Consider the following 24179-nt stretch of genomic DNA (forward strand, 5'->3'; position numbering starts at 1 on the left):
TATTTGGCGCGAGGACACCGAGATGACTGAACGACCAGAGAGATATCGAAACGCGATTGTCCCTCACATCTATGTCGACGGGGCGTCGGATGGGATCGCGTTCTATGAGCGGGCATTCGGAGCGATGGAACTGTTCTGAATTGCCCACCCAGACGGCAAATCATGCACGCCGAGATTTTGATCTGCGGAGTCGTGATCATGATCGGGGATCCGGACGAGAGACTTTACGGCGAGCCGCGGACACTTGGTCGCTGCACAGCTGGCCTTCACATCTTCACTGATGATAACGCGACCCTGCTACGGCGCGCGGTTAAGGCTGGCGCGGAAGAGATTCAGCCCCCCACGAATATGTTCTATGGCGCCAGTTCCGCCACCGTGCGCGATCCCTTCGGCCACGTCTGGGTGCTCCTGTCGTGGAAGGAGGACCTCGATCCGGCGGAGATGGAACGTCGCGGGAATGCGCTCCTGGCCTAAAGAAGGAGACGCCGGCGACATGCTAAATGCGGCTGTTCGCTGTGCGGCTCGCTAGTGAGAACCGGCTCGAAAACCTCCGCGAGGCAGTGAGCTTCGCCCGAGCGGCGTCGCAGCATTCTCCACAGGACGTGAGAGGTGTGGGGCATCGAGATTGCTCCCGGATCTCTGAACCCGCAGCGTGAATCATTCAGATGCTTCGTGTCAGGGCATCGGCCTTTGCCGCTTTCCATTCCGCCGGGTCCGCCCTGCGCCATTCGGTTTCCCCTGCGGTGTGCCGAGCAGCACGCGAACGGCGATTTCATGAAGCGGTTGCGCGGCGCCTTGGACGACGTAGTCCAGGCTGGAGCGATCGGAGATCAGGGTCGGCAGGCGCAAGGTGCCGATCAATCCTTCCGCCTCGAAGCGGGAGCGTAGAAGTTCGTAGAGTCCGGCATTGCAGGTAAACGGGCCGGTGATGAACACCTTCTCGGGGAAAAGCAGCCTGCAGGCGTTCCCCAGCGCGCGCGCCATAAGATCGACGGCGACCCGGATTTCGGGAATATCCGTCAGCTCCATCGTCTCGATTTGGCTGGAGAGGAGTTCCTCCTCCCCTGAAGCCCACGGATATATCTCCCGTATGACCGGCAACAGGGCTGACAGCGAAGCTGCTGTTTCGAGACAGCCCCGGTTGCCGCATCCGCAGGGGCGATCCTTGAGCACGTTGAAACGCCAATGGCCGATTTCGCCGAAGGGGCCGCCCTGGCGCATCGGCGCATCGTCGCTGCCGCGATAGGCCAGGCCGATGCCCCAACCCCAATGAAGAATGAAGGCGCCTTCCAGTCGTTCCATGCCCGGCACGGCGTATCGGGCGCTCAATTCGACATCCAGTTGGCGAAACAGGAACACGCGCGGCGTGATGCCATCGAGCGCCTTGCCGACGTCGAAATCGCGAACGTTCGGCCATCGCGAGGTCAATATCCACGTCCGGGTCTTCACGTCCACGATGCCGGAAACGGCAACGGACGTTCCGACATGACGCATGCCAGACGGGCAGCTGCCGAGCAGACCGGCGACAAGGTCACGCATCGTCGCGGTCATGCGGGCCGAATCGGCGTCGGACGGAACATGGGCGGTTTGCCGGGCGAGGACACTTCCGCGGAAATCGACAAGGACGCCAACCAGTTCCTGGCTGGAAACAAGAAGGACGGTCGCGCCCGCGCAACCGGGGTTCAAAACGATTTGCGCCGGTGGGCGGCCACGGCCGCTCACCTGGCCGACGCTTTGCTCGATGATGCCCCTGCCGACGAGGTCGGCGATGGCGCGCGAGATCGCCATCGAGGTCATGTCCAACTCGGCGGCAAGTGCGGCGCGGGATTTGCCGCCGCCTTCGTGCAGGCTGGCGATGACGCGTGCGCAGTCGCGTTGGCGGGCGTCCTCGAAATCCGCGGTGTAGAGCGTCAACATGCCCGGATTCTTTTCCTTTCGCATTTTTGGATAACATTATTCAAAAATGGCTTGCAAGCGGTATCAAGCCGTGTACTCTCCGCGTAAGGAATCTTGGCGATCGGCCGCAACATGATTACTCCCGGTCTGGTCGACATGCAGGTCAATGGCTTCGCCGGCGTCGATTTCAACTCGGGGACCCTGACGGCGGCGGAACTCGACGAAGCGCTGGAGGCCCTCCTGGCGTGCGGCGTGACAGCGTGCCTGCCGACGATCATCACGGCAAGGCCGGACGAATTGTCGGCGCGGTTCAGCGCTCTCGACAAGGCTGTCTCCGAAAGCCGCCTCGGTCCCCTCATGTGCCCCGGCTATCATCTGGAAGGTCCGTTCCTCAATCCCGCCCCGGGTTATTCCGGATGCCATCCCGCCTCGGCGATGACCGCTGCGGATCCTGCGCTCATTGAGCGTCTGCAGTCGCTGCTCAAGCGCCCGATCCTTTTGACGACGCTGGCTCCCGAAGTGGAAGGTGGCATTGCTTTCATACGGGCCATGAACCGGCACAACATTCTTGTTTCGATCGGCCACTCGGCTTGCGGTTTTGAGCTCGTGGCGCAGGCCGCGGCGGCTGGCGCTGTCCTTTCCACCCATCTCGGCAACGGGCTGCCGCAAACCTTGCCGAAACTGGACAATACCCTGTTTGCCCAACTGGCCGAAGACCGTCTCGCCGCGACATTCATCGCCGACGGGATTCACGTTCCGCCAGGCGCGTTGAAATCGCTGGTCCGGGCAAAAGGGCTGGACCGGTCGGTCCTGGTTACCGATGCCGTTTCGGCGGCCGGTGCGCCGCACGGGTCTTACGAATTTGCCGGAATGCGGGTCGAGAGCCGCGCCGATGGCTCGGTCCGCGTTCCTGGCGGCATCGGGCTCGCCGGGTCGGCGCTGCGACTGGACGACGCCGTGCGCAACCTGGTGCGCTGGGGCATCGCCGGTTTCGCACAGGCTGTCGATATGGCCTCGGCAAATGTGATGGCGCTGCTGCAGCCGGTGCTGGACGCGCATGGCCTTCGCGTGCCCGCCAGCGAGATCGAGTGGGCGCCCGACATGACCATCACCCATGCGCGCGTCGGAGAAGAAGAACGCGAATACGACCGGCAAACGACAAAATGGGAAGGAAGACAACCATGACTGCTCGTGAACTCAAGGTGAATCGCCGCACCATCCTTGGCGGCATTGGCGGTACATTCCTCGCCGGCACGACGCGGGCCTGGGCGCAGTCACCCAAATTGCCGGCATCGCCGGTCGTCATTTCGGTGATGGACGTGGGCGGCGCGCTGGCGCTTTCGCAGCCGGCCTTCGAAAACTACGCCAAGAAATATCCCGAGCGCACCGAACGGATCGTCTTCACCAAGGCGCCGGTGACCGAGCTTGCCGGAAAGCTGCGCGCGCAGCAAGAAGCCAACCGCGTCGATATCGACATGGTGCTGACCGGCTCCGACGGTCTGGCGGCAGGCCTAGCCAACGGCACATGGATCAAGATTCTGCCTGATTTCAACGACAAGTTTCCCAAAATCGAGGACAATTACGAACCGGCCGCACTGGCCCTGCACAAGAAGCAGGGCGCGGGATATGGCGTTGTCGTCAACTACTATCCTTCCGGCCCGCTGATCGAATACGCCCCTGAGCGGGTGAAGGAGGTTCCCGGCTCGGTCGAGGAGCTGCTAGCCTGGGCCAAGGCCAATCCGGGCCGCTTCATGTATGCGCGGCCCACCAATTCCGGCCCTGGCCGCACATTCATGATGGGTCTCCCCTACCTGCTCGGCGACAAGGATCCGCAGGATCCCGTCGACGGCTGGGAGAAGACGTGGGGTTATCTGGCAGAGATCGGCCAGTATATCGACTATTATCCCGCGGGCACCGGCGTCACCATGAAGGAATTCGGGGAAGGCAGCCGCGACATCATCATTTCGACCACGGGATGGGATATCAATCCACGTGCCCTCGGCATCGTGCCGGAATCGGCAAGGATCGGCACGCTCAAGGGCTTCCATTGGGTTTCGGACGCCTTTTTCATGTGCGTTCCGAAAGGCATTTCCGACGACAAGCTCGCCGTGGTGCTTGATCTGATGGCATTTTTGCTTACGCCCGAAGCGCAGGCTTATTCCTACGATGAGGGCTATCTCTACCCCGGCCCGGCGGTGAAGAACGTGCCTGTCTCCATGGCGCCGCAGCACAGCCAGGACATCGTCAAACGTTTCGGCAGGGACGAGTATGCCAGCCTCATCGCCGACAACCCGATCGAGCTGCCGCTGCCGCCGGAAAAGATGATCGCCGCCTTCCGAAAGTGGGACGAATTGGTCGGCGCAAAGAAATCCTGATGCTTCGCCAAAGGCCGGCCGCGTCGAGGGGCTGGCGCTAGGATAGTGCAGCATGCCAGGCGCGGCCTGACGCGGCCTGTCCGCGACGGGACCTTCAGCGCAGCGGGGCGTCATTTGCGTTGCATTCGATACTAATAGACTAATATATCATTCGTCTGGGAGAGCCGGGATGAAAGTGTGGAGATGCCGCTCTTTCAAGGAGATAAATGAGGAGGACGACGACGATGTTCACGATTTCACGCCGCCAGGCGCTCGGCGGATTGGCCGGGTTTGCAGCGCTGCCCTTTGGCAGGTCATTCGCCGACGAGCTTGCCCTGCCCACTTCGCCGGTGGCGCTCAACATCATTGATGTCGCGGGCAATCTGCAGCTTACCCAGGCGGCAATCGAGAAATTCGGCAAGGAAAATCCGGGGCTCGTCTCCAAGATCACGTTCTCGCGCGCGCCGTCCCCCGAACTGCCGGCCAAGCTCGCCGCGCAGCAGGCGGCCAACCGGGTCGACATCGACCTGGTGCTGACGGGGCCGGGTGCCATGTCGGACGGCATCACCCAGGGCCTGTGGATCGACGTGTGGACGAAATACCCCACTGTGCTGCCCAAGGCTGAGGACGTCTATCTCGACAGCGCCTTGATGATGCAGAAGAACTTCGGCCAGAACGAAGGCGTCGCCGTCGTCTATTCGCCGTCGGGCCCACTCTTCGAATATGCGCCGGACAGGGTCAAGACCATCCCCAGGAACACCGACGAACTGCTGGCGTGGGTGAAGGCCAATCCCGGCAAATTCTGCTATGCGCGGCCGGTCAATTCGGGACCGGGCTGGACCTTCCTGATGGCCATGCCCTACATCCTCGGCGACAAGAATCCTTCCGATCCCATCAATGGCTGGGAGAAGACCTGGGCCTATCTGAAGGCGCTGGATGAAGGCATCGATTACTATCCCTCCGGCACCACGGTGACGATGAAGGAGCTGGCCGAGGGCACCCGCGACATGATCGTTTCCACCTTCGGCTGGGACATCAACCCGCGTGTGTTGGGCATCGTGCCGAAGGAGATCGAGACGTTTGCGCTCGAAGGCACGCATTGGGTGCCCGATACGCAGTTCATGTGCATTCCCAAGGGCGTCGCGGAGGAAAAGGTCGCGGTTCTGGTCAAGCTCATGGCCTTCATGCTCGAACCCGCGCAGCAGGCCTATACCTACGACAAGGGCTATTTCTATCCCGGTCCAGCGGTCAAGGGGGTACCACTCAGCGCCGCGCCGCAGGAAAGCCAGGACGCCATTGCAGAGTTCGGCCGCCCACAATATGAAGAGCTGATCAGGAAGTTCCCGGTCGAAGCGCCGTTAAAGCCGGAAGCACTGGTCGCCGCCTTCGAGAAATGGGACCGCGAGGTCGGTGCCAACAAGATGAAATAGCGGACCAATGCGATTTGCCGTGATCGGCATCGATCATCGTCACGTCTATGACCTGATCGGTGGGCTTCTGGATGCCGGCGCCGAGTGCGCCGGCTACGATCCCGCGACGACCGATCCCAAGGTTGCCGCCGGCATCGCCGAGCGTTTTCCACGGATCGCGCCGGTCGAACGACGGCGCCTGATCGAGGATCCCGCCATCGACCTCGTCGTTACCGCGGCTGTCCCCTCCGACCGGGCCGCCATTGCCGTCGAGGCCATGTGGCATGGCAAGGACGTGCTTGCGGACAAGCCCGGCCTGACCACGTTCGAGCAGCTTGCCGCCGTGCGGCAGACCGTGCGTGAGACGGGACGCATCTTTTCGATCTGCTTTTCGGAGCGCCTCCTGACCCGAGCCTCGACGCTGGCGACGCAGCTGGCGATGGAGGGCGCCATCGGCGAAGTCATCCATGTGACGGGCCTGGGGCCGCACCGGCTCAACCGTGCGCTACGCCCGGCGTGGTTTTTCGATCCCGTGAATTACGGCGGCATCCTGGTCGATATCGCCTCGCACCAAATTGATCAGTTCCTGTTCTATACTGGCTGCGCCGACGCGAATGTCGTTTCAAGTGCGGTCGGCCATTTTGGCGCTCCTGACATTCCAGCATTCCAGGATTTCGGCGACATCCTCCTGCGCGGAGACAAAGCGAGCGGCTATATCCGCGTCGACTGGTTCACCGCCGACGGGCTGCCGACCTGGGGGGATGGACGGCTCATCCTGCTCGGCACCAAGGGCACGATCGAACTTAGGAAATATGTCGACATAGCCGGCAAACCTGGCACGGACCACGTATTCCTCGTCGATGGCCAGGGCACGCGCCATTTCGATGCGTCGGGCGAAAAGATATCCTATTTCGAGCGCCTGCTTGCCGACGTGTGCGAGCGTACCGAAACGGCGATGACGCAGGAGCATGTCTTCACGGTCTGCCGGCTGGCGCTCGAGGCGCAGGCGGCGGCGGTCGTCGTGACGGGGCAGGAAAGGAACGCGCGATGAGCAGGCTACGTGTCGCCATGATCGGCTTGGGTCCGGCGGCGTTGCCGCATGCGAAGAGCCTCGTCGATCTTGCTGGCAGGATCGAGGTGAAATGGGCGGCCAGCCGCAGCCAGGCGACGGCAGAAGCCTTTGCCGACCAGTTTTCCTTTCCCGTGACGACCGATATTGCGGCCGCGATTGCCGATCCCGAGGTTCAGGCGGTGCTGGTGCTGACGCCGGCCAACGCACATCTGGCGGTGGCCGAGCTGGCCCTTGCCGCCGGCAAGCACGTGCTTGTCGAAAAGCCGCTCGAAACGACGCTAGCGCGCGCCGAGAAGCTGGTCACGCTGGCCCGCGGGGCCGGCCTGCGCCTCGGCGTCGTCCTGCAGCACCGTTTCCGGCCGGCCAGCCTGCGGCTGCGCCAGGTGCTGGCTTCCGGCGCCATCGGCACGGTGGAGGCGGCCAGCCTTCGGGTTCCGTGGTGGCGGCCGCAGGCCTACTACGACACCGGCGGCCGCGGCAGCTTCGCGCGGGACGGGGGCGGCGTGCTGTTGTCGCAGGCCATCCACGCCATCGACCTTTTCCGCTCTCTGCTGGGAGAGATCGAGGTGGTGGCTTCGCAGGTGCGGACGACCGGCCTGCACCGCATGGAGGCTGAGGATTACGTCACCGCCCTGATGCGGCTCGGCAACGGCTCGCCGGCCTCGCTGCTCGCCACGACGGCGGCCTATCCGGGCTCGCCTGAAACCATGGAGCTTGTCGGCTCGCTCGGCACGGCCACGCTGACTGGCGGTGCGCTGAGCGTCGGCTGGCTCGACGGGCGCGAAGAGCGCGTCGAGGCGGAGGGGAAGACAGGCAGCGGCGCAGCCATCATGGACTTCCCCCATGACGCGCATCGTGCGCTGATAGACGATTTCGCCGATGCGATTTCGCAAGACCGCGATCCGGTCGTGACGGGTGAGGAGGCGCTCCAGACACAGCGCTTGATCGCAGCTCTCATCCGTGCGGATCCGGCCAGCAACCAACCCGTATAAGAGCGCTTCCTTCGAACCTCGAACGCTCCAGGATTCCTGGAGAGAGTGGCTTTCCGCCGCCATCATGCGGCGGAAAGAAAAGCCTGTTTCAGGCGGAGGCGGGCTGCTGCTTTGCCCGCGCTACAATCTGCGTCGGATTGACGAAGCGCAATGCGATCAGCAGCCAGACCAGCGTCGTTATCATATACACCACCGCCATCGCGTCGATCGACTGCACCGCGCGAACGCCCGAGGCGAAGACCGAATAGTACAGCGCCACGACGAGCGTCTGGCTGGTCGGCCCGGCTGTCAGGAAGGTCAGTTCGAACATGCCGATGGTACGCACCAGCACCAGCAGCAGCGCCGCCAAGATGCCCGGCATCAGCATCGGCAGCAGAACATGGAGAAAGAGCTGGAACGTGTTGGCGCCGAAGACACGCGCGGCCGCCTCGATCTTGGGATCGATCTGCTCGATGAAGGGGATCATCACCAGGATGACGAAAGGAACCGTCGGCACGAGATTGGCCAGCACCACGCCCCAGAAGGTGCCACCGACCCCCGATTGGTAGAGCACGGTAGCCAGCGGAATGCCGAAGGTGATCGGCGGGACCAGAAGCGGCAGCAGGAACAGAAGCATGACCAGCTTCTTGCCGGGAAAATCGCGCCGCGCCAGCGCATAGGCCGCCGTCACGCCGAGCAGGCCTGAAAGCGCGACCACGGTGAAGGCGATCTGGAAGGTTACGATCAGGATATCGTGGAGCTGGAATTCCGCCCAGGCGGCGAAATACCAGCGGGTGGTGAAGCCGGCAGGAATCCATGTGCCCAGCCAGCGCGTGCCGAAGGACGACAGGATGACCGTGGCAATCATCGCCGCGAGGTTGAGTACGAAGAAACCCACCACCACCCAGATGGCGGTGATCCAGAGCTTGGCGGCGATGGTTGTGTCGCGGATCATGTCAGCCCTTTCCGCCTGCGGTGCTGCCACGATAGAACAGGTTGCGCAGCATCAGGATGGCGACGACGATGACCAACTGCACACCGGCCATGATCATCGCGATTGCCGAGGCCATCGAGTAGTCATATTGCTCGAAGGCGGCCTGGTAGGCTGCAATCGAGATGACCCGGGTCGGCCCGGCCGGCGCACCGAGCAGAACCGCCGACGGAAAGACGGCGAAGGCCTGTACGAATGAAAGCAGGAAGGCGATGGCCAGGCCGGGGATCAGCAGCGGCAGGAACACATAGCGGAACCGCTGCCAGGAGCGCGCGCCGTGGGTCGCCGCTGCCTGTTCCAGTGCCGGATCGATGCCTGTCACATAGGAAAGCGTCAAAAGGAACGTGAACGGGAAACCGGTGATGATCAGCGACGCGAAAACACCCCAGTAATTGTTGGTGAGTTTCACGGGACTGCTGATGACGCCGAACAACATCAGCGTGCGGCTGAACCAGCCCTGCGGTCCCAGATAGTTGAGCAGGCCTTCCGCTACCAGCACCGTGCCGAGCGTTACCGGCAGCACGAGGATGGTGGTCAGCATGCGCTGGTGCGTCATCAGGCGAACGCGAAATGCGATGGGCAGCGCCAGCGCCAGGCTGATAACGGTGACCGGCACCGCCAGCCACAGCGTGGTGGCAATGGTGTTGTAGAGGAACGGGTCGGTGAAGAAACGCTGGTAGTTGGCGAGGAGCCCCCCTTCCTTCGGCTGGAAGGACAGGAGCAGGCCGTAGACAAAGGGATAGACGAAGATCGCCAGCGTAAACAAGGCGGCCGGAAGCACCAGAAGGGTGACGCCGTCGATCCCGTGCAAGGCCAGCCGCTGGCGCAGAGAAGGAGAGGGCGTATGATCGAGCGTCGACATCGCCATCCTCAGGCCGCGTAGATCAGGGCATGGGCAGAATCGATCGAGAGCGAAACCGTGTTCCCGACCGACGCGGCCTGGCTGGCATGGAAAATCAGCTCGAGGCCGCCCTCGGTGCGTGCCGTGCCGACGAATTCCCGGCCGCGATACTCGATGGTTTCGACCTTCGCATCGAGCGTCCCGACGCCCTTGTCGCTCACGGTGACATCGTCCGGCCTGGCGGCGATCACGGCGTGCGCGCCAACCGCGAGATCGTCGCGCACTCTGCCCGAAAGGCTGACGCCGCCGACTTCGACCGTGGCAATGTCGCCGTCGCGCCGGGTGACCTTGCCGGTTAGCCGGTTGCGGTAGCCCATGAATTCGGCGACGTCGAGATGGTCCGGGCTCTCATAGAGGTCCCGCGGAGCGCCGACCTGCCGGATTCGGCCATCGCGCAGCACGACTATGCGGTCGGCAAGCGACAAGGCCTCATCCTGGTCATGCGTCACATAAAGGGTGGTGGCCCCGAGCTGGTTGTGGATGCGCCGGATTTCCGCACGCATCTCGATGCGCAATTTCGCGTCGAGGTTGGAGAGCGGCTCGTCCATCAGCACCAGCGGCGGCTCGATGACGATGGCGCGGGCGATGGCGACCCGCTGCTGCTGACCGCCTGACAGTTGACCCGGCAGCTTGTGGCCCTGCGTTTCCAGCCGCACCAGTCCCAGCGCCTCGTCGACGCGTTGCGTGATCTCGGTCTTGGGCGTGCCGCGCATCTTCAGGCCGAAGCCGATATTGGCTTTGACGGTCATATGCGGGAACAGCGCATAGTTCTGGAAGACCATGCCGAAGCCGCGGTCTTCCGGCTTAAGCTGGTCGATGCGCTTGTCGTCGAGATAGATGCTGCCGCCCGTGGTGGAAAGCAGTCCGGCGATGCAGTTCAGTGCGGTCGACTTGCCGCAGCCCGAAGGTCCGAGCAGGGCGATGAATTCCCCCTTGCGCACGGTCAGCGAAACGTCACTCAGCGCGCTCATACTGCCGAATTTTCGACTCATATGATCGAGGCGGAGTTCGTCGAATTTCGACGAGGCGAGCAGCATCCGTTCGTAGCCCCATTGTTGTAGGCGAACCGGGCGGCATGCCGGTTCCTATTATGCGCTGACAATCAAAGGTTTGTCATTTCGCGGTGGCGGCGACCTGTTCGTCCCAGATTCGGAATGCCGTGACCATCGAAGCTGGCTCCAGCGGCAGTTCGATCGGGTTGTTGGCGATCAGGTCGGCATATTCGGTGCGGCCGAATTCGGCGATCGCATCCTGGCTTTCCTGCGGCGCCATGTCGAGGGTGACATCCTTGACCGCCGGGCCGGGATAGAAATAGCCCTCGTCATAGGTATAGGCCTGCTGTTTAGGCGTCAGCAGGAATGCCATCAGATCCTTGAGCACGGCGAGTTTTTCGTCGCTGACCCCTTTCGGCACGCACATGTAATGGGCGTCGGCGACCCAATGGAAGCCTTTCAGCGCCCCAACCTTGGCTTCCTTCGGCACGACGCCGAGAACGCGCGGGTTGATGTCCCAGCCCGTCGTCGACACCGTCATGTCGCGCGTGCCTTCGCCGAGTTCCTTCATCAGCGCCCCGGTGCCGGTCGGATAATATTCGATGTATTTGTGCAGTTCCTTGAGATAGGCCCAGGTCTTGTCCCAGCCCTTGACCGGATCCTTTGGATCGCTGTCGCCGAGCAGATAGGGGAGGCCCATCAGGAAGGTACGGCCGGGGCCGGAATTGGCCGGGCGCGCATAGAGGAACCGGTTCGGGTTCTCCTTGGCCCAGGCCAGAAGCTCCTCCGCCGTGGTCGGCACTGTCTTGACCTTGTCGGGCATGTATTCGAGCAGCGGCCCGGACGGGTAGTAGGTGACGACGACGCCGTGGTCCTTGGCCAGCGTCTGCATGCGCGCTGCCGGCTCCTGATAGATATCGGCCAGCTTCGGCAAGGCGCCCGAATCATCAGGAAGCAGCTTGACCCACAGGTCCATCTCGAGCCCTGCCGACAGCGCATCCGTTCCGGTAAGCACGAGGTCGATATCGACGCGGTTCGCCGCCTGCTGCGCCTTGATCTTGCCGGGAAGCTCGGGGGCGGGCGCCTTAGTGAAGACAATGTTCGAGATCAGTTCCGGCTTGGCCGTCTTGTAATTCTCGATCGCCTTCTGGGTTAGCGCCAGATTGCCGGCGACATCGACGATATTGATGGTGACGGGCGCGGTCGGCAGCTTGGCGGTCTGGGCAAACGCGCGCGCAACCGGAAGCGCCGCCATGCCGGCTAATCCGCCGACCGCCTGTCGCCGAGTGATCTTGATCATCTTCAACTCCTCCGCTGGTCCTGTCTTGTCCGGCAGGATTTCAATTTTGATATATTAATCTACCAGTCATCAAAAACAACCGCTTTCTGCTCCGTGCATGAACCGCTGCGCCAATCATGCCACGGTGGCTGCGGCGCCGTCGTTCAAAAGATCGGTCAATACGGTTCCCAGGCTTGCGAAATGGGCTCGGCCGGGAGATCGGTGCCGAGGACCTGCTTCAGCCGCAGGAAGACGGCGGCCAGTTGGGCAGCCAAGCCGATCTTTGCGGTCCGCGCGCCCGATCCCGGCCGGCAGGTCACCCAGGTCCGATTGGAAAGCCGCTGCGCCATGGTCAGAGCCTATAGGCTTTCTTGGCCAGGCGGTAGGCGAGATCGTGCGCCACTTCCTGCGCCTCGTCCTCGTCGAGCCGGTGGTCAGCCACCAATTCCGCGAGAAAATTGCAGTCGACGCGGCGCGCCATGTCGTGCCGCGCGGGGATCGAACAGAAGGCACGGGTGTCGTCGTTGAAGCCCACCGTGTTATAGAAGCCGGCTGTCTCCGTGGTAAGCTTGCGAAACCGGTACATGCCTTCGGGGCTGTCGAAAAACCACCAGGGCGGCCCGAGGCGCAGCGCCGGATAATGCCCGGCAAGCGGCGCAAGCTCGCGCCCATAGACCGTCTCGTCCAGTGTGAACAGGATCAATGTCAGGCGCGTGTCGTTGCCGAACGCGTCGAGGAGCGGCTTGAGGTCGTGGACATAATCGGTGCCGGTGGGAATGTCTGCGCCCTTGTCGAAGCCGAACTCGGCGAAAATCTGCGGGTTGTGGTTGCGGAAAGAGCCGGGATGGATTTGCATGACCAGGCCGTCCTCGACGCTCATGCGCGCCATTTCGGTCAGCATTTGCGCGCGGAACAGGTCGGCATGCTCGGGCGAAACATCGGCCTTCAGCACCCGGTTGAACAGAGCCGTTGCTTCCGCCTTCGACAGGTCGGCGGTGCGGGCATTCGGATGGCCGTGGTCGGTGGACGTCGCGCCGCGCTGCTTGAAATATGCACGGCGGATTCGGTGCGCCTCAAGATAGCCGGGATAGCTGGCCGGCGTTCCGGCCAACGCCAGGAACCGCTCCACCTCGGCATGGAAACCCTTGCGCGAAGGGTCGACGACGGCGTCTGGCCGGTAGGCTGGCACAACCTGGCCGTCCCAGCCGGAAGCCTTGATCGCATCATGCGCGGCAAGCGCATCGGTGGCGGCGTCCGTCGTTGAGATGGCTTCGATGTTGAAACGCTTGTAGAGCGCGCGCGGGCGCATCTCCGGCCGTTCGAGCTGTTCGGCGATGCGATCATAAAGAAGGTCGGCATTCTTCGCGCCGAGCCGCTCTTCGATTCCGAAGACCGTTGCCAGCGAATGCTCGAACCACAGCCGTGTCGGCGTGCCGCGGAAAAGGGCGTAGTTCTCGGCGAAGCGGCGCCAGATCTTGCGGGGATCGGTTTCGATCGGGCCCCCATCCAGTCGTGGGACGCCGAAATCTTCCATGCGCATTCCCTGGGAATAGAACATGCGCAAAATGTAGTGGTCGGGCTTGACGAACAGCGTGGCCGGATCCGGGAACGGCAGGTCATACGCATACCAATCCGGCTCGGTATGGCCGTGCGGGGAGATGATCGGCAAGGCACGCACGCCTTCATAGAGGCGCCTGGCGATGGAACGGACGGTAGGATCAGGCGAAAAAAGCCTGTCGGGATGGAGCGGCATTGCAAAATCCTTGCGGTCGAGCCGCGAAAGCGGCGTTCGGAAGGGAGGGGCGATTGAATGCGCGCGATCATAATTTGGGATGAAGCGGCGTTCCGATATTGGCGAACAGTAAGGAATAATATATTAATATGTCAACTGATTGAAGATCGGGGATCGAGAAATGACATCAGCAAAGGCGCATGCGGGCATTGCGGGCTCCGACCGCGACGCCGTCTCCGTTCGAACGAAGATGCGTCGGCCGGGCATCGTGCGTACGACGGCTGCGTCCGCAGTGTACCGCGAACTGCACGAGGCGATCGTATCCATGCAGCTTAAGCCCGGCAACGCCTTGAATGAAAAGGTGCTGACCGAGCGTTTCGGTGTCAGCCGCACGCCGGTGCGCGAGGCGTTGATTCGCCTAGTCGAAGACGGGCTGGTCAATATCTATCCTCAGTCGGGAACCTTCGTCGCGCCGATACCGATCTCGCTCATTCCCGAAGCCGTCGTCATCCGTAAGGCGCTGGAAGGCGCCACGGTCGAAAAGGCCGCGCAATGCGCAAACGGCGACGATGTGGGAAAGCTCGACGACATATTGGCGCGGCAGCGGTTCCTTGCCGAACGACAGGACATGAACGGATTTCACGAGGCCGACGAGGCCTTTCACGAGGCGATTGCCCGAATAGCCAGCTATTCCGGCATCTGGAACTATCTGAAGCCGGTCAAGGTGCAGATCGACCGGGCGCGACGCATGACGCTGCCGGCGCTTGGCCGCATGGACCATGTGATCGGCGAGCATACGGTCATCCGCAACGCCATAGCGGCGCATGACGTGAAGGCTGCCTGTGAGGCCATGCGAATCCATCTGGGCGCTGTCATTCCCGATGTCGAGCAACTGCGCGACGCCTACCCCGACTGGTTTATTTGAGCCGACCAGCCCTGAAATAGTTGGAGAAATGACGAATGCGCGAGGCATGGAGATGGTTTGGGCCGGACGCGGGGGTTCCGCTTGATGCGGTGCGTCAGGCCGGCGCCACCGATATCGTATCGGCGTTGCACGAAGTCCCGATCGGGCGTGCCTGGACGAAGGCGGAGGTGGCGACGCGCAAGGCGATGATCGAGGATACGCCGTCCGACCGCTCGCCGCTTGTCTGGTCGGTCGTTGAAAGCATACCGGTCCCTGACGCTGTCAAGCGCCACGGCGGCGAGGCGAAAGCCGAGATCGAGGCCTGGATCGCCAGCATGGAAGCGGTTGCGGCCAACCGCATCCATATCATCTGTTTCAATTTCATGCCCCTGGTGGACTGGACCCGCACCGATCTCGATTACGAACTGCCAAGCGGCGCGACCGCGATGCGTTTCGACCAGGACCGGTTTGCAGCCTTCGACCTCCACATCCTGCAGCGCAGGGGAGCCGAAGCCGATTATTCGAACGAGGACCGCGAGCGGGCGAAAGCTGTTTTCGAGGCGATGAGCGAAGAGGAGGCCGCGACCCTCGTCGCCAACATCGCCAGTGCGCTGCCGGGCTCGACCACGGAGCCGTTGACGGTCCCGCAGTTTCGCGACCGGCTGGAGCGTTATGCGGGCATCGATGCCGCCCGGCTGCGCCACCATCTCACCGAATTCCTGGCGGCGATCGCGCCCGCCGCAGAGAGCAGCGGCGTCCGGCTTGCGCTGCATCCGGACGATCCGCCCCGCTCGCTCTTTGGTCTGCCGCGGGTGGCCTCGACCGCCGCCGACTACAACGCGCTCTTCGAGGCAGTTCCGTCGCCGGCCGTCGGCATGTGCTTTTGCACCGGAAGCCTTGGCGTGCGCGCCGACAACGATCTTCCGGCGATGGCGAAGCACTTCGCGTCGCGCATCCCCTTCGCACATTTGCGGGCGACCAAGCGCGAAGGCGATGGCCGCACCTTCCATGAAGCGGCGCATCTGGACGGCGACGTGGACATGGTTGCGGTACTGCGCGAATTGTTGGCCGAAGACGGCAAACGGGAACCGCACGACACCATCGTCTTCCGCTCCGACCACGGCCACCGCATGCTGGATGATCTCACAAAAACGGTGAATCCCGGCTATCCGGCGATAGGTCGCCTGCGCGGTCTGGCGGAACTGCGCGGCGTGATCCACGCGCTCCAGTCGAAGGGTTGACAGCGCGGCAATGCCTACCGTGATCGGCGCGGCTTCGGTCCGCCTGCGCCGATCCTGCCCTATCCCTGACGTCGGTCGGCATTAGGTCGGTTTCCGCCTGTGGAGGAGTGCCTCGGGGGACAGCCCGACTATCCGACCTGTTCTAGGCCAATCAATCCTTGACACGACTTCGTGCAAGCGCTTTCATGCAAGCGCTTGCATAGGGGCGCGCATGCCTGACCGAAAGCGGAACAATTCATCTTCAACACCGACGCTGAGCGAGGTGGCGGACGCTGCCAACGTCTCTTCGGCTACCGTTTCGCGTGCTTTCAGCCGGCCGGAACTTCTCAGTCGCGAGACGGTCGCGCGGGTTCACTCGGTCGCCGCGCGGCTCGGCTATGTCCCCAATCATGCCGCGCGCGCACTAAGCACCGGCCGGATGGGCAACATCGCGCTAATCGTGCCCGATATCACCAACCCGTTCTTCGCGGCGATGATGCGTGGGGGGCAGGCGACGGCCCGCGAATGTGGCTATGCGACGTTTATCGGCGATTCTGATGAGACGCCGGATGTGGAAGACATTCTCCTGACCAAGCTGTCGGCGCAGGTAGAAGGTTTCATCATCGCCTCTTCGCGCCTGCACACGAAACAGATCCTTGAACATGCGCGGAGGCGGCCTTGCGTCCTCGTCAACCGCGACATTCCCGGCATGGTACGGCTTCTGGTCGATAGCGGGCCAAGCTATGGGCAGGCGCTGGAGCATCTGGTTTCGCTGGGCCATAGATCGATCGCCTATGTTGCCGGGCCGGCATTCTCCTGGTCGAACAGCCAGCGCTACGGCACCGTGACCAGGAGGGCCGTCGAGCTTGGGGTTGAGATCGTACGGGTTCCGACCTCGCGGCCAAGCTTCGAGGCCGGCCAGGCCTGCGTCGATGAACTCGTCCTGACGGGCGCGACCGCCGTACTCGCATTCGACGATGTCATGGCGCAAGGCATCATGGCCGGGCTTGCCGCGCGCGGCCTGTCGGTGCCGGGCGACTACAGCGTGATCGGCTGCGACGGCATACTCGCGCCGACCCTTTTCCCGCCCCTGACGTCCATCGCAACTCATTGCGCGGAGGCCGGCAGGCAGGCGGTCGAGCTTCTCGTCGCTATGCTGCAAGGCAAGCCGCTCGCTCACAAGCGCATCAATCTCGTCACCGAATTCGTCATCAGGGCGACAACCCAGGCCCCGTGCTCGCAGCGAGCCACGGCGGGGCTCGATCGACTTACAACCACGGAGTGATCATGCGAATTTACGTGAAACCGGACAAAAAGCTGCTGGGCGCCGCTGCCGCTGAACTGGGGGCGCAGTCGATCCGCGCCGCGATCGAGGTGCGCGGCGCGGCCAATATCGTCGTCGCCACCGGCGCCAGCCAGTTCGAGGTGCTTGCCGCGCTGGTGAAGCGGGATGACATCGACTGGTCGCGCGTCACCGGCTTTCACCTCGATGAATATGTCGCCATGCCGGATACGCATCCGGCCAGTTTTCGGCACTATCTCAAGGAGCGCTTCACCGCGCTGCTGCCGTCGCTCGGGGCCTTTCATTTCATCGACGGGGACGTGCCGGATCCAGGTGCCGAGGTGGCGCGCATCAGCGCGTTGATTGCCCGGCACCCTATCGATGTGACCTTCGCGGGCATTGGCGAGAACGGCCACCTCGCCTTCAACGATCCGCCCGCGGACTTCGAGACGACCGCACCGTTCCACCTGGTAACGCTGGACGACCGCTGCCGCCGCCAGCAGTTCGGCGAAGGCTGGTTTCCGACGCTGGAAGACGTTCCGCACAGGGCGATCTCCATGACCGTCAACCAGATCATGAAAAGCGGTCTGATCGTGCTGGCGGTGCCGGACCGCCGCAAGGCCGAGGCGGTGCGCGATACGGTCGAAGCGCCGATCTCGCCGATGGTGCCGGCCGGTATCTTGCGCAGGCATGCCGACTGCCACCTGTTTCTCGATCCGCAATCGGCTGCTCTGCTTCGCGAAGTGCCGGACACCGTGGGCGAATAACCGTCCACGCAACCTAGAAAGGGAGGAGACACCAATGACAACCCGACGCAATGCCCTTCTAACGATCCTGGGTGCTGGCGTTGCCGCGGCGGCAAGGCCGGTTTTCGTGCTTGCCAAGGAGTTCCCGAAGCCGAAGGAACCGCTGGTCATCAATGTGGTCGACGTTGCCGGCGACCTGCAACTCAGCCAGCGGGCGCTTGAAAAGTTCGCCGAGACCCATCCGGAACTGATCTCGAAGTTCGTTTACACGCAGGCGCCCGCGCCCGAACTTGCCGCCAAGCTCAAGGCCCAGCAGGCGGCAGGCCGGTTGGACATCGATTTCGTGCTCACCGGTAACGACGCCCTTGCCGCGGGCATCGACCAGGGATTGTGGACCCAGATCCTGCCTGACTATGCCGATATGTTTCCCAAGCTCGACGAGCGCTACCTACCGGGCGCCTATGCCATGCAGCAGATGGCGAAGGGCCAAGCCTTCGTCGATAGCTGGTATCCGTCAGGCCCGCTCCTGGAATATGCGCCGGATCGGGTCAAGGACCTTCCTGGGACCGCTGAAGAGTTGCTTGCCTGGTGCAAGGCGCATCCGGGAAAGTTCATGTATGCGCGCCCGGCGAATTCCGGCCCCGGCCGAACCTTCGTCATGGGTCTTCCATACCTGCTCGGCGACAAGGATCCGCTGGATCCTATCGACGGCTGGGAGAAGACCTGGGCCTATCTCAAGGAACTGAACGACTGCATCGACTATTATCCCTCCGGCACGACCGTCACCATGAAGGAACTGGGTGACGGCACGCGCGACATCATCGCCACGACCACCGGATGGGACATCAATCCGCGCTATCTCGGCATCGTTCCCGAAGACTACAAGATTGCGACCCTGAAGGGCTTCCACTGGGTCAGCGACGCCAACTATGTGGCTATCCCAAAGGGCGTTTCCGACGAAAAGCTCGGCGTTCTCCTGCAACTGATCGCCTTCATCCTTGAGCCCGAGCAGCAGGCATTCATGTACGATCACGGCTACATGTACCCCGGCCCTTCGATCAGGGACGTGCCGATAGAGATGGCGCCGCAGGACAGCCAGGACACGATCAAGCGTTTCGGCCGGCCCGAATATGCCGCGATGATCGCCGACAACCCGATCGAACCGCCGCTCGACGCCAAACCGCTGGTTGCCATGTTCGAGAAGTGGGACAAGGAGATCGGCGGGGCCAAAAACGCCAAATAGGGTATCTCCGCGCACGGCCATTCGACAGCGGTTTGTCCCCGCTGCCATGATAGCTAAGCCGCCTTGACGATCCCTGGTGGTCCGGGGAACCCGCCGGTCCGACCGAGATCGCGGTCGACTGGCCAAGGCCTTGGCCGGTCAAGGAATGGATGACTCGTCTGGCTATATGGCGGCCGCGGTGCCATCCATCCTGATGCGAATGCGGCATCCGTTGCGTACGGTGCCACATTCGACGCTCGCCCGCCTGCGCCGCCGAGGATGCCTCCAATTGCGCTTGGTGCCGCCATTGGCCGGCACCTTGGAAATCGTCGAGGACGAGGGAAGCTTTCATCTGTCCCGAACGTTTATGAGGGTGTTTACCACCTCTCAGGGGCTGGTCCCGACCCGGTCGGGTTCGTAGTCACCGCCCGCGGTACACCAGCCTAAAGCTGTAGGCCGAGGAAAAAATGCCCGCTCAAGCTTTCATCAACCGGATTGCGGCAGCCGTTCCGGAGAATGGCGTTCACCGCTTCTTTCTTCAATTTGCCGGTTCCCAGTTGACGGCAAATCCCCGTCGCCGGGCGATCTTTGATCGCATGGCGGACAGATGCGGAATAGAGCATCGTTATTCGTGCTTTGCGCCCGCCGATGATCCTGAAGGCCCAAGTGTCGATTTGGAGGGTGTTTTCAAACGCGGCGCGTTTCCAGGCACGGCAAAGCGCATGGAGATGTTCGCGGCCACAGCGCCCGCTCTGGCTGAACAGGCCGTGGAGAAGCTCCTTCATGGTCAGGACAGGAGCCGTATCACACATTTGATCGTCACCACCTGCACGGGGTTTTCCGCCCCCGGCCTGGATCTGGAAATAATTGCCCGGTGCAACCTGCCGACCTCCATCGAGCGCACAATCCTCGGCTTCATGGGTTGCTATGCAGCGATCAACGCACTCAAGCAGGCACGACACATCATCCGGTCGGAACCCGAGGCCCGGGTTCTGGTGGTCAGCATCGAACTCTGTACGCTTCACCTCAAGGAGACCTCCGACCTTGAAAAGCTGCTCTCGTTCTGCCTGTGGGGCGATGGCTGCTCGGCTGCGTCGGTAAGCGCCAGTCCTTTTGGCATAGGACTGGATAGTTTTCACGCGCTCGTCGATGGCGGCAGCCGCGACCTCATGACCTGGAACATACGCGACGACGGTTTCGACATGGTGTTGTCGGGAGAGGTTCCCGCCGCAATCCACCATGCACTCGGCACACACATAGGCAGCATTCTGGGAAACAGGAGCGTTTCAGACGTCGACCTTTGGGCCGTCCACCCGGGCGGCCGCTCCGTTCTCGACGCAGTGGAGCGCGCGCTGAATCTCCGTTCCGATGCGTTGTCGACCTCCCGCGAGGTCCTTCGTGAAAACGGAAACATGTCCTCTGCTACCGTCATGTTCGTACTCGAGCGAATGCTGCGCGAGGCCACAAAGGAAGACCGTGTGGGTTGTGCCATGGCATTCGGACCTGGCCTGACGACCGAGACGATGATGTTCCACACAGCCGGCGATACCTGAATGGCCAATGATCTCGACCATCGTCGGATCGAGCGGGAACTGCTCGACAATTTGCCTCCCGACGATCCAAGGGCCGTCGGTTCGCGGCGTGATCTCGCCTGGATAAACGCACTGATGTTTCAGAGCGCGATCATGGCCAGCCTGTTGAAGGCAAGCGTGCGCAAAAGCCCGACCAGATTTTTGGAAATTGGTTCCGGCGATGGAGCATTCATGCTTTCCGTCGCAAAGCGCCTCGCCCGGCGCTGGACAGATGTCGACCTGGTCATGCTTGACCAGTTCAACCTCATTTCAGACAGGCGGTTCGCTGATTTCTACGCACTTGGTTGGCGGGTCGAAACCATCATCGATGATGTCTTCGAATGGATCGAAAGCCCCCGAGCCGGCGCCTTCGATGTGGTATCGGCCAACTTGTTTCTGCACCATTTTCCGGACGCAGCCCTGAAACGCCTGTTTTTGGCGATTCGCCCTCTGGCGCCAGTGTTTCTCGCCACCGAGCCGAGCCGAAACGCCATTGCCTTAAGAGCCTGTTCGCTTCTGCATGTCATCGGCGCGAACGAGGTGACTTTGCACGATGCGGCGGCAAGCGTCCGCGCCGGTTTTGCGGGTGATGAGCTTTCCAGCCTATGGCCCCCGGATTTCAGGCGCCAGTGTGCAGAACGCAGAATTGGACCGTTTACCCATGCCTTCCTTGCCGTCGACCGCGCTTCGGAAGGTTTGCCATGATGTACGACGCCATCGTCATAGGCGCCGGGCCAAGTGGTTCTTCGGTGGCCTTGGCTTTGAGCGGCCAGGGGCGCGCCGTTGCCATCGTCGAGCGAAGTGAATTCCCGCGCCGCAAAGTTTGCGGGGAATTCATGTCTGCGGTCAATCTGGATCTATTGGATAGATTGGGCGGAGGCGCCGCGGTTCGCGCCAAAGCTGGTCCGGAGGTCAAGCGGGTTGCACTTTTTGCATCGGGTCCCGGCACGGATGCGGGCATGCCGCGGGCCGCGGGAGATGCATTTGGACGCGCGCTCGGGCGCGACGTTCTGGATGGCATGCTTTTGGATGCGGCTCGCGATGCCGGAGCCGACGTGTTCCAGCCTTGGCGGGCGGCGGAGATCACCACCGATGGTGACAACGCTATGGTTCGGATCGAAAGCAAGCACGATCAGGGAGTTCTCGTTGCGCCGGTCGTTATTGCCGCGCATGGCTCGTGGGAACAAGGAAGGCTTCCGACGAACCTGCCGAAAACCAACGCGCCGCACGATCTTTTCGGATTCAAGGCTCATTTCACCGGCGCTGAGCTCGACCGCGACCTCATGCCCCTGCTGGCATTTCCGGGCGGCTATGGCGGCATGGTCTGGGCCGACCGGAACAGGATGTCGCTGTCGTGCTGCATGCGCCGCGACGTCTTGATCAGGCTACGCGAAAAAGGCAACGTCTCGTCGGCAGCCCAAGCTGTTCATGCCCATATCCTTGCTTCGTGTCCCCGTGTCGCCTCCACGATCGTGAATGCCACGCTCGATGGCGAATGGCTCGCCACAGGTCCCATACGGCCTGGCATTCGTCCACGTTTTGCCGACGACATATTTCGGGTGGGCAACCTCGCCGGTGAGTCCCATCCCATCATCGCTGAAGGCATATCGATGGCCCTGCAGTCAGGCTGGTTGCTAGCCAACGAACTGGCCAGGTTCGGCCGTTGGGACCGGGCGGCGAGGATTGCTGTTGGCCGCCGCTATTCGAAGGTCTGGAACAGCCAATTTGCCACCCGCATTCGCGTGGCTGCCTTGTTGGCACGCCTTGCCTCCCATCCCATGTCCGCTGCCGCGATGAACACGTTCGTGAGCGGCTTCCCGAACAGCCTGACGCTGGGAGCCAGGTTGACCGGCAAAACGAAACCGCTGCCGATCGGGTGCGACTGAGAGGCTCAAGACTTTGTGCTCCAAGACGCTATAGCGGTCATGCACTCCGTCTTTCGATAGGCCCAGCCTTGCGATTCGACATGATGTCTCAGGCCCGGTCATCGCCGGGCCTGAGCTGAATTCTGCTGGCGGAACTATTTGTTGCAATTTTGGGACGGCGAGGTGGCAGTGCCGCTGGCGGTATTGGTGTCGACGTCATTGCCCGCAGTGTCCTTGCAACGGTCATTCATGCCGTTTGGTGTTGTCGTGGTTGAGTTCGTCGCATTCGGATCAGTTGTGACGGTCCCCGTGGTGCTGCCGGAGCCGTTGACGCTCGTGCCGCTGTTGTTCATGCCGCCGCCTGCGGTACCGCCGGCATTGCCCGAGCCGCTCGTTTGGGCCAGGGCGGATGTGGCGAGCGCTAAGGACAGGGCGGATGCGACCAAGATCGTTTTCATCATAAGTGCCTCCATTGGTTAAATCGCTTGTTGCGATCACTTTCCCAACGGAGCGCCGTCCTTGTTGTTCCTGTAACGGAAAATCGTGATCGATCTTCATTCTTGTCCGGCTTTGATGCTGAGCGAAGCACATCCAGAACTGTATAAAGGACGACTGCCGGTCAGTGGCGACGGGCCACGCTCAGCCTGATCGACGGTTGTGCTTGCTGAGCAGGATCGGCAGGGAAACCGGCCGGAAATTCCACACGTCAACGCCGACATCACGCTGGCGAGTAAGCGGCTTCAGCTTGCCATGCGAATGGCCGTGCAAATTCACCGATCCCTTGCCCATCTGATTCCAGGTCCGAAACGGATAGTGGCACAGGACGAGGAGGGTACCGTCCACCACCAGTTCCGCATAGTGCTGGATGCTGGCCCAGCCAGATGCGAGCGTTGCATCGCTTCCGTCATTGTTGCCGATGATCAGGTGCTTGCGCCCGTTGAGCTGCGACAGGATGTTTTCGATGCCGGCCTTCGGGCGGGCAAAATCACCCAGATGCCAGATCTCGTCGTCCGAGCCGACGGTCTCGTTCCAGAGGCTCATCAGCGCCGCGTCATGCGTTGCCAGCGAGCCGAACGGCCGCCGATCAATTCGCAGGATGCGTGGGTCGTTGAAATGAGTATCGCTCGTGAAGAAGATCATCCTGTGCGCGACTTCCCTCGCTGATCGACCCAGCCCGATACGCCGGACTAACGATCCGGTATTCGGCTGTACGCGCTCGTCAGCTTCCTTCCTTACGGCCGTCACCGGCGGCAGACGCTGAGTGTTCAGGCTCCGCAGCCTCAAGACCTTGGATAATCGGCGTAAGCGAGCCATCTTCCTCCGGAACTGGTTGCCGGCCGTTGGCTGCGTTCGCCTTGTCGAGGGCCTGCTGGATGGCGTCCTCTATGTTGCCGATATCTTCTTCGCGAACCTCGCGCCCGTATCCTGCGGCGTCCGCATCCTGCTCGAATTGCTGGGCCAACACCGCGACGCTGACTTGCGTGTCGGTCGCCAGGTTTCCGACATTCTCCTGCAGCCAGGTTCGAAAGAACTCGATCGTCGCGCTCATATTGCCTCCTGAACCGGACAACTGCTGCTGAGAGCGGTTGTTCCATGTTCCTGGCTACACTTTGCGGACTCTTGTGACGTTGACCTTGGGTACCGGGGATCCGATGAACGCGCCGGTTGAGCATGGCCATTGCCGCTGCCATCGGTGCCGCGGCCCTTGCCGTCGGCAACACACGGTATCCGAACGGAGTAGCCCCAAACTGTCAGCTTACAATTTGCAGTCA

The 24179-nt window shown here is 62.2% G+C and carries 24 protein-coding genes; 14 read left to right on the plus strand and 10 right to left on the minus strand.

The window, feature by feature from the left end:
• Nucleotides 1–162 precede the first annotated feature (162 nt).
• Nucleotides 163–474 (plus strand): VOC family protein, encoded by a 312-nt coding sequence (locus FJ940_RS23965; RefSeq protein WP_140658129.1) that lies wholly within the window; start codon nt 163–165, stop codon nt 472–474.
• 201 nt (nt 475–675) lie between these two features.
• Here the strand turns inward: FJ940_RS23965 and FJ940_RS23970 are convergent, their stop codons facing one another.
• Nucleotides 676–1917, minus strand: coding sequence for an ROK family transcriptional regulator (locus FJ940_RS23970; RefSeq protein WP_181167348.1), 1242 nt, complete (start codon nt 1915–1917; stop codon nt 676–678).
• A gap of 93 nt (nt 1918–2010) precedes the next feature.
• On the opposite strand from FJ940_RS23970, the gene FJ940_RS23975 reads away from it, so the two are divergent.
• From FJ940_RS23975 to FJ940_RS23995, 5 genes are all read left to right on the plus strand, one after another.
• Nucleotides 2011–3081 (plus strand): N-acetylglucosamine-6-phosphate deacetylase, encoded by a 1071-nt coding sequence (locus FJ940_RS23975; RefSeq protein WP_246671071.1) that lies wholly within the window; start codon nt 2011–2013, stop codon nt 3079–3081.
• Entirely contained in the window at nt 3078–4271 is a 1194-nt protein-coding gene (locus FJ940_RS23980; RefSeq protein ID WP_140513465.1) for an extracellular solute-binding protein, read from the plus strand. The genes FJ940_RS23975 and FJ940_RS23980 overlap by 4 nt, the downstream gene beginning before the upstream one ends.
• A 224-nt stretch (nt 4272–4495) precedes the next feature.
• Nucleotides 4496–5680: an extracellular solute-binding protein gene (locus tag FJ940_RS23985; protein ID WP_140513467.1), complete on the plus strand. Its 1185-nt coding sequence runs from the start codon at nt 4496–4498 to the stop codon at nt 5678–5680.
• Between the two features lie 7 nt (nt 5681–5687).
• Entirely contained in the window at nt 5688–6710 is a 1023-nt protein-coding gene (locus FJ940_RS23990; protein ID WP_140625461.1) for a Gfo/Idh/MocA family oxidoreductase, read from the plus strand.
• A complete protein-coding gene (locus tag FJ940_RS23995; RefSeq protein ID WP_140581315.1) occupies nt 6707–7723 on the plus strand; it encodes a Gfo/Idh/MocA family oxidoreductase in 1017 nt (338 codons plus the stop codon). Before FJ940_RS23990 ends, FJ940_RS23995 begins: the two co-directional genes overlap by 4 nt.
• Nucleotides 7724–7811: 88 nt before the next feature.
• Here FJ940_RS23995 and FJ940_RS24000 read toward each other — a convergent pair whose 3' ends face one another.
• From FJ940_RS24000 to uxaC, 6 genes are all read right to left on the minus strand, one after another.
• Entirely contained in the window at nt 7812–8657 is an 846-nt protein-coding gene (locus FJ940_RS24000; protein ID WP_140498468.1) for an ABC transporter permease subunit, read from the minus strand.
• Between the two features lies 1 nt (nt 8658).
• Complete coding sequence (locus FJ940_RS24005) at nt 8659–9555, minus strand: sugar ABC transporter permease (protein ID WP_140581312.1); 897 nt, start codon at nt 9553–9555, stop codon at nt 8659–8661.
• An 8-nt stretch (nt 9556–9563) separates the two neighbouring features.
• Complete coding sequence (locus tag FJ940_RS24010; protein ID WP_140581311.1) at nt 9564–10631, minus strand: ABC transporter ATP-binding protein; 1068 nt, start codon at nt 10629–10631, stop codon at nt 9564–9566.
• Nucleotides 10632–10707: 76 nt separating this feature from the next.
• The gene (locus FJ940_RS24015; RefSeq protein WP_140658163.1) at nt 10708–11883 is read right to left on the minus strand and encodes an extracellular solute-binding protein; all 1176 of its coding nucleotides are present in this window, start codon (nt 11881–11883) and stop codon (nt 10708–10710) included.
• 158 nt (nt 11884–12041) lie between these two features.
• On the minus strand, nt 12042–12215 hold the full coding sequence (locus tag FJ940_RS28560; protein WP_181167349.1) for a hypothetical protein: 174 nt from the start codon (nt 12213–12215) through the stop codon (nt 12042–12044).
• A gap of 2 nt (nt 12216–12217) precedes the next feature.
• Nucleotides 12218–13618: a glucuronate isomerase gene (gene uxaC / locus FJ940_RS24020; RefSeq protein WP_140658133.1), complete on the minus strand. Its 1401-nt coding sequence runs from the start codon at nt 13616–13618 to the stop codon at nt 12218–12220.
• Nucleotides 13619–13847: 229 nt separating this feature from the next.
• On the opposite strand from uxaC, the gene FJ940_RS24025 reads away from it, so the two are divergent.
• The 8 genes from FJ940_RS24025 to FJ940_RS24060 all read left to right on the plus strand — a co-directional run bounded on the left by FJ940_RS24025 (nt 13848) and on the right by FJ940_RS24060 (nt 22428).
• Nucleotides 13848–14522: a GntR family transcriptional regulator gene (locus FJ940_RS24025; protein ID WP_140513573.1), complete on the plus strand. Its 675-nt coding sequence runs from the start codon at nt 13848–13850 to the stop codon at nt 14520–14522.
• Nucleotides 14523–14557: 35 nt separating this feature from the next.
• The gene (gene uxuA / locus FJ940_RS24030; RefSeq protein WP_140658135.1) at nt 14558–15742 is read left to right on the plus strand and encodes a mannonate dehydratase; all 1185 of its coding nucleotides are present in this window, start codon (nt 14558–14560) and stop codon (nt 15740–15742) included.
• Between the two features lie 211 nt (nt 15743–15953).
• Nucleotides 15954–17006 carry a LacI family DNA-binding transcriptional regulator gene (locus FJ940_RS24035; protein WP_140658137.1) on the plus strand — a complete coding sequence of 351 codons (1053 nt, stop codon included), beginning with the start codon at nt 15954–15956 and terminating at the stop codon, nt 17004–17006.
• Nucleotides 17007–17008: 2 nt separating this feature from the next.
• Entirely contained in the window at nt 17009–17770 is a 762-nt protein-coding gene (locus FJ940_RS24040; RefSeq protein ID WP_140658139.1) for a glucosamine-6-phosphate deaminase, read from the plus strand.
• A 34-nt stretch (nt 17771–17804) separates the two neighbouring features.
• Complete coding sequence (locus FJ940_RS24045; RefSeq protein ID WP_140525310.1) at nt 17805–18992, plus strand: extracellular solute-binding protein; 1188 nt, start codon at nt 17805–17807, stop codon at nt 18990–18992.
• Nucleotides 18993–19438: 446 nt separating this feature from the next.
• Complete coding sequence (locus tag FJ940_RS24050; protein WP_140658141.1) at nt 19439–20524, plus strand: type III polyketide synthase; 1086 nt, start codon at nt 19439–19441, stop codon at nt 20522–20524.
• On the plus strand, nt 20525–21247 hold the full coding sequence (locus FJ940_RS24055) for a class I SAM-dependent methyltransferase (RefSeq protein ID WP_140658143.1): 723 nt from the start codon (nt 20525–20527) through the stop codon (nt 21245–21247).
• The gene (locus FJ940_RS24060; RefSeq protein ID WP_140658145.1) at nt 21244–22428 is read left to right on the plus strand and encodes an FAD-dependent monooxygenase; all 1185 of its coding nucleotides are present in this window, start codon (nt 21244–21246) and stop codon (nt 22426–22428) included. The genes FJ940_RS24055 and FJ940_RS24060 overlap by 4 nt, the downstream gene beginning before the upstream one ends.
• Before the next feature lie 134 nt (nt 22429–22562).
• On the opposite strand, the gene FJ940_RS24065 is transcribed toward FJ940_RS24060, so the two are convergent.
• The 3 genes from FJ940_RS24065 to FJ940_RS24075 all read right to left on the minus strand — a co-directional run bounded on the left by FJ940_RS24065 (nt 22563) and on the right by FJ940_RS24075 (nt 23956).
• Nucleotides 22563–22868 carry a hypothetical protein gene (locus FJ940_RS24065; RefSeq protein WP_140498458.1) on the minus strand — a complete coding sequence of 102 codons (306 nt, stop codon included), beginning with the start codon at nt 22866–22868 and terminating at the stop codon, nt 22563–22565.
• Between the two features lie 178 nt (nt 22869–23046).
• Entirely contained in the window at nt 23047–23547 is a 501-nt protein-coding gene (locus FJ940_RS24070; protein WP_140498549.1) for a metallophosphoesterase family protein, read from the minus strand.
• 79 nt (nt 23548–23626) lie between these two features.
• A complete protein-coding gene (locus tag FJ940_RS24075) occupies nt 23627–23956 on the minus strand; it encodes a DUF768 domain-containing protein (protein WP_140658147.1) in 330 nt (109 codons plus the stop codon).
• Nucleotides 23957–24179 lie beyond the last annotated feature (223 nt).

The sequence above is a fragment of the Mesorhizobium sp. B2-3-7 genome (assembly GCF_006442695.1).
GTDB lineage: Bacteria > Pseudomonadota > Alphaproteobacteria > Rhizobiales > Rhizobiaceae > Mesorhizobium.